The 5524-nt window shown below is 52.5% G+C and carries 1 protein-coding gene, 2 tRNA genes and 3 rRNA genes; all 6 read left to right on the top strand.

Going from position 1 to position 5524, the window contains the following annotated elements; all coding sequences use genetic code 11:
* A partial coding sequence (locus IE097_RS19450; RefSeq protein ID WP_229797672.1) for a hypothetical protein occupies positions 1–182 on the top strand: 182 nt, incomplete at its 5' end.
* Positions 183–334: 152 nt separating this feature from the next.
* A 16S ribosomal RNA gene (locus IE097_RS19155) occupies positions 335–1869 on the top strand.
* Between the two features lie 61 nt (positions 1870–1930).
* Positions 1931–2007: transfer RNA gene (locus IE097_RS19150), tRNA-Ile, on the top strand.
* A gap of 35 nt (positions 2008–2042) precedes the next feature.
* A tRNA-Ala gene (locus IE097_RS19145) sits at positions 2043–2118 on the top strand.
* Between the two features lie 231 nt (positions 2119–2349).
* Positions 2350–5241: ribosomal RNA gene (locus IE097_RS19140) — 23S ribosomal RNA — on the top strand.
* Positions 5242–5363: 122 nt separating this feature from the next.
* Positions 5364–5476 (top strand): 5S ribosomal RNA (rrf, locus tag IE097_RS19135).
* Together the 16S, 23S and 5S rRNA genes with 2 tRNA genes alongside form the textbook arrangement of a ribosomal RNA operon.
* Positions 5477–5524: the final 48 nt, after the last annotated feature.

Raw genomic sequence — 5524 nt, 5'->3', positions numbered from 1 at the left:
GGGCTGAAATCGGGGTGACGAAATTTCGCTGTCCGATCAGGGGTTTATCGGTTCGGTGCGAAATTCTTTCCGTCGGGGTGTTGACGGGGGGAGGGGAAGTGCTTAAAGTTGCGTTCTCTGCTGATGACGCAGCGAAAGAAACGAAGCGAAACCCGCCGAGTTTACCGAGCGAAGTGTCCTGAAGCAAGCGATCTTTAACAAATTACAGCCGATGAGTGTGAGTGCTTGATGAGTGCATCAAGTACTTGCACTTAATGAAATAGAACCAGCTTGAGCGCTTCGGTGCTTGGGCGAATTCTTTGAGTTAACGCAAGTGCGCAATTATTCAGTGATTAAACGAAAGAGTTTGATCCTGGCTCAGATTGAACGCTGGCGGCATGCTTTACACATGCAAGTCGAACGGACTTGTGGGGCTTGCTCCGCAAGTTAGTGGCGAACGGGTGAGTAATACATCGGAACGTGCCCAGTAATGGGGGATAACCTGCCGAAAGGCAAGCTAATACCGCATACGCCCTGAGGGGGAAAGTGGGGGATCGCAAGACCTCACGTTATTGGAGCGGCCGATGGCTGATTAGCTAGTTGGTGAGGTAAAGGCTCACCAAGGCGACGATCAGTAGCGGGTCTGAGAGGACGACCCGCCACACTGGGACTGAGACACGGCCCAGACTCCTACGGGAGGCAGCAGTGGGGAATCTTGGACAATGGGCGAAAGCCTGATCCAGCAATGCCGCGTGGGTGAAGAAGGCCTTCGGGTTGTAAAGCCCTTTTGTCAGGGAGGAAATCCTGGCCCCTAATACGGGTCGGGGATGACAGTACCTGAAGAATAAGGACCGGCTAACTACGTGCCAGCAGCCGCGGTAATACGTAGGGTCCAAGCGTTAATCGGAATTACTGGGCGTAAAGCGTGCGCAGGTGGCTTGTTAAGATCGATGTGAAAGCCCCGGGCTCAACCTGGGAACTGCATTGATGACTGGCTCGCTAGAGTACGGCAGAGGGGGGTGGAATTCCACGTGTAGCAGTGAAATGCGTAGAGATGTGGAGGAACACCGATGGCGAAGGCAACCCCCTGGGCTGATACTGACACTCATGCACGAAAGCGTGGGGAGCAAACAGGATTAGATACCCTGGTAGTCCACGCCCTAAACGATGTCTACTAGTTGTTGGGCTTTTCGGAGCTTAGTAACGCAGCTAACGCGGGAAGTAGACCGCCTGGGGAGTACGGCCGCAAGGTTAAAACTCAAAGGAATTGACGGGGGCCCGCACAAGCGGTGGATGATGTGGATTAATTCGATGCAACGCGAAAAACCTTACCTGGTCTTGACATGTCTGGAATCCCGAAGAGATTTGGGAGTGCCGTAAGGAGCCAGAACACAGGTGCTGCATGGCTGTCGTCAGCTCGTGTCGTGAGATGTTGGGTTAAGTCCCGCAACGAGCGCAACCCTTGCCATTAGTTGCTACCATTCAGTTGAGCACTTTAATGGGACTGCCGGTGACAAACCGGAGGAAGGTGGGGATGACGTCAAGTCCTCATGGCCCTTATGACCAGGGCTTCACACGTCATACAATGGTTGGTAACAGAGGGTCGCGAAGCCGCGAGGTGGAGCCAATCCCATAAAACCAATCGTAGTCCGGATCGCAGTCTGCAACTCGACTGCGTGAAGTCGGAATCGCTAGTAATCGCGGATCAGCATGTCGCGGTGAATACGTTCCCGGGCCTTGTACACACCGCCCGTCACACCATGGGAGTGGGTTTCACCAGAAGTAGGTAGGCTAACCGTAAGGAGGCCGCTTACCACGGTGGGATTCATGACTGGGGTGAAGTCGTAACAAGGTAGCCGTAGGGGAACCTGCGGCTGGATCACCTCCTTTAAAGATAATGCCTCATTAAGCATTCACACTCATCGGCTGTACGTTAGAGATACGGAGAACTGGGTCAGTAGCTCAGTCGGTTAGAGCACCGTCTTGATAAGGCGGGGGTCGCTGGTTCGATTCCAGCTTGACCCACCATTTGCTTTGCGGATGGACAAACAGTTTGATCCGATGGGGGCATAGCTCAGTTGGGAGAGCACCTGCTTTGCAAGCAGGGGGTCGTCGGTTCGATCCCGTCTGCCTCCACCATTCAAGTACTCAGTGTTAAAAGCGCTGGATCGGAAGATTCAGTGGTTTTAGTTCTGACTGCTTCAGTTGGACGAGAATTTATTCTCTGTATCGCTCTTTAACAAGATAGAAGAAGCAAAACTCAAATTTATTCAGTAATGAATGGGTTTGATTGCATCGAGTTTTGAATTCGAGAGAATTCGAAGTCGCAAACACAGCTTGTAATCTTGAACTACGTGTTTGAGGTTATAGGATCAAGCGACTAAGTGCATCTGGTGGATGCCTTGGCGATCACAGGCGATGAAGGACGCGGCAGCCTGCGAAAAGCTGCGGGGAGCTGGCAAACAAGCTTTGATCCGCAGATATCCGAATGGGGAAACCCGGCCCTTTTGGGTCATCCATGACTGAATACATAGGTCATGTGAAGCGAACCCGGCGAACTGAAACATCTAAGTAGCCGGAGGAAAAGAAATCAACCGAGATTCCCAAAGTAGTGGCGAGCGAAATGGGAAGAGCCTGTACGTGATAGCAGTAGTCTTAGCCAAACGGAATGGAAAGTCCGGCCATAGTGGGTGATAGCCCCGTAGGCGAAAAGACAATTGTGGTACTGAGCGTACGAAAAGTAGGGCGGGACACGAGAAATCCTGTCTGAAGATGGGGGGACCATCCTCCAAGGCTAAATACTCGTGATCGACCGATAGTGAACCAGTACCGTGAGGGAAAGGCGAAAAGAACCCCGGGAGGGGAGTGAAATAGAACCTGAAACCGGATGCATACAAACAGTGGGAGCCTCCTTGTGGGGTGACTGCGTACCTTTTGTATAATGGGTCAGCGACTTACGTTCAGTAGCGAGCTTAACCGAATAGGGGAGGCGTAGGGAAACCGAGTCCGAATAGGGCGATCAGTTGCTGGGCGTAGACCCGAAACCAGGTGATCTATCCATGGCCAGGATGAAGGTGCGGTAACACGCACTGGAGGTCCGAACCCACTAATGTTGCAAAATTAGGGGATGAGCTGTGGATAGGGGTGAAAGGCTAAACAAACCTGGAAATAGCTGGTTCTCCCCGAAAACTATTTAGGTAGTGCCTCAAGTATCACTAACGGGGGTAAAGCACTGTTATGGCTAGGGGGTCATCGCGACTTACCAAACCATGGCAAACTCTGAATACCGTTAAGTGCGAGCTTGGGAGACAGACATCGGGTGCTAACGTCCGGTGTCAAGAGGGAAACAACCCAGACCGCCGTCTAAGGTCCCAAATGATCAATTAAGTGGAAAACGAGGTGGGAAGGCATAGACAGCCAGGATGTTGGCTTAGAAGCAGCCATCATTTAAAGAAAGCGTAATAGCTCACTGGTCGAGTCGTCCTGCGCGGAAGATGTAACGGGGCTCAAATTGATAACCGAAGACGCGGATATGTACTCTGTACATATGGTAGGGGAGCGTTCCGTAAGCCTGTGAAGGTGACTTGTAAAGGTTGCTGGAGGTATCGGAAGTGCGAATGCTGACATGAGTAGCGTTAAAACGGGTGAAAAGCCCGTTCGCCGAAAGCCCAAGGTTTCCTACGCAACGTTAATCGGCGTAGGGTGAGTCGGCCCCTAAGGCGAGGCTGAAAAGCGTAGTCGATGGGAAACAGGTTAATATTCCTGTACCGATTCTGAGTGCGATGTGGGGACGGAGAAAGGTAGGTCAGCCGGGTGTTGGATGTCCCGGTTTAAGCGTGTAGGTGGGGGGTTTAGGCAAATCCGGATCCCTGTTAACACTGAGGCGTGACGACGAGGGCCCATTGGGCCTGAAGTGATTGATCCTATGCTTCCAGGAAAAGCCACTAAGCTTCAGCTCAGAATTGACCGTACCGCAAACCGACACTGGTGGGCAGGATGAGAATTCTAAGGCGCTTGAGAGAACTCAGGAGAAGGAACTCGGCAAATTGACACCGTAACTTCGGGAGAAGGTGTGCCTCTGTAGGGTGAAGCGACTTGCTCGTGGAGCTCGAAGAGGTTGCAGTGAAAAGGTGGCTGCGACTGTTTATCAAAAACACAGCACTCTGCTAACACGAAAGTGGACGTATAGGGTGTGACGCCTGCCCGGTGCCGGAAGGTTAATTGATGGGGTGCAAGCTCTTGATCGAAGCCCCGGTAAACGGCGGCCGTAACTATAACGGTCCTAAGGTAGCGAAATTCCTTGTCGGGTAAGTTCCGACCCGCACGAATGGCGTAACGATGGCCACACTGTCTCCTCCTGAGACTCAGCGAAGTTGAAGTGTTTGTGAAGATGCAATCTCCCCGCTGCTAGACGGAAAGACCCCGTGAACCTTTACTGTAGCTTTGCATTGGACTTTGAACAGACTTGTGTAGGATAGGTGGGAGGCTTTGAAGCAGAGACGCTAGTTTCTGTGGAGCCGTCCTTGAAATACCACCCTGGTGTGTTTGAGGTTCTAACCTGGGTCCCTTATCGGGATCGGGGACCGTGCATGGTAGGCAGTTTGACTGGGGCGGTCTCCTCCCAAAGTGTAACGGAGGAGCTCGAAGGTTACCTAGGTACGGTCGGACATCGTACTGATAGTGTAATGGCACAAGGTAGCTTGACTGCGAGACTGACACGTCGAGCAGGTGCGAAAGCAGGACATAGTGATCCGGTGGTTCTGTATGGAAGGGCCATCGCTCAACGGATAAAAGGTACTCCGGGGATAACAGGCTGATTCCGCCCAAGAGTTCACATCGACGGCGGAGTTTGGCACCTCGATGTCGGCTCATCACATCCTGGGGCTGTAGCCGGTCCCAAGGGTATGGCTGTTCGCCATTTAAAGTGGTACGTGAGCTGGGTTCAAAACGTCGTGAGACAGTTTGGTCCCTATCTGCAGTGGGCGTTGGAAATTTGAGGGGGGCTGCTCCTAGTACGAGAGGACCGGAGTGGACGCATCTCTGGTGTACCGGTTATCACGCCAGTGGTATCGCCGGGTAGCTAAATGCGGAAGAGATAAGCGCTGAAAGCATCTAAGCGCGAAACTTGCCTCAAGATGAGATTTCCCTGGGAACTTGATTCCCCTGAAGGGTCGTGGAAGACCACCACGTTGATAGGTCGGGTGTGGAAGCGCAGTAATGCGTTAAGCTAACCGATACTAATTGCCCGTGAGGCTTGATCCTATAACCTGAACCGCGTGGTTCGGGTGTGTTGCGACAAGCTCGACACAATCAAACCGAGCCTTTGCTTCTTCTATCGAATTCAGAGATATGACTAGTAAACAGTCGTAACTCAACCAGTTACGTCTGGCGACCATAGCGAGTTGGTCCCACGCCTTCCCATCCCGAACAGGACCGTGAAACGACTCAGCGCCGATGATAGTGCGGGTTCCCGTGTGAAAGTAGGTCATCGCCAGACTCCCCATGCAAACCCCCTGCAGCCATGCTGCAGGGGGTTTTTGCTTTG

This window comes from Jeongeupia chitinilytica (assembly GCF_014652315.1).
GTDB lineage: Bacteria > Pseudomonadota > Gammaproteobacteria > Burkholderiales > Chitinibacteraceae > Jeongeupia > Jeongeupia chitinilytica.
This window is presented reverse-complemented; position numbering and strand designations above follow the sequence as displayed.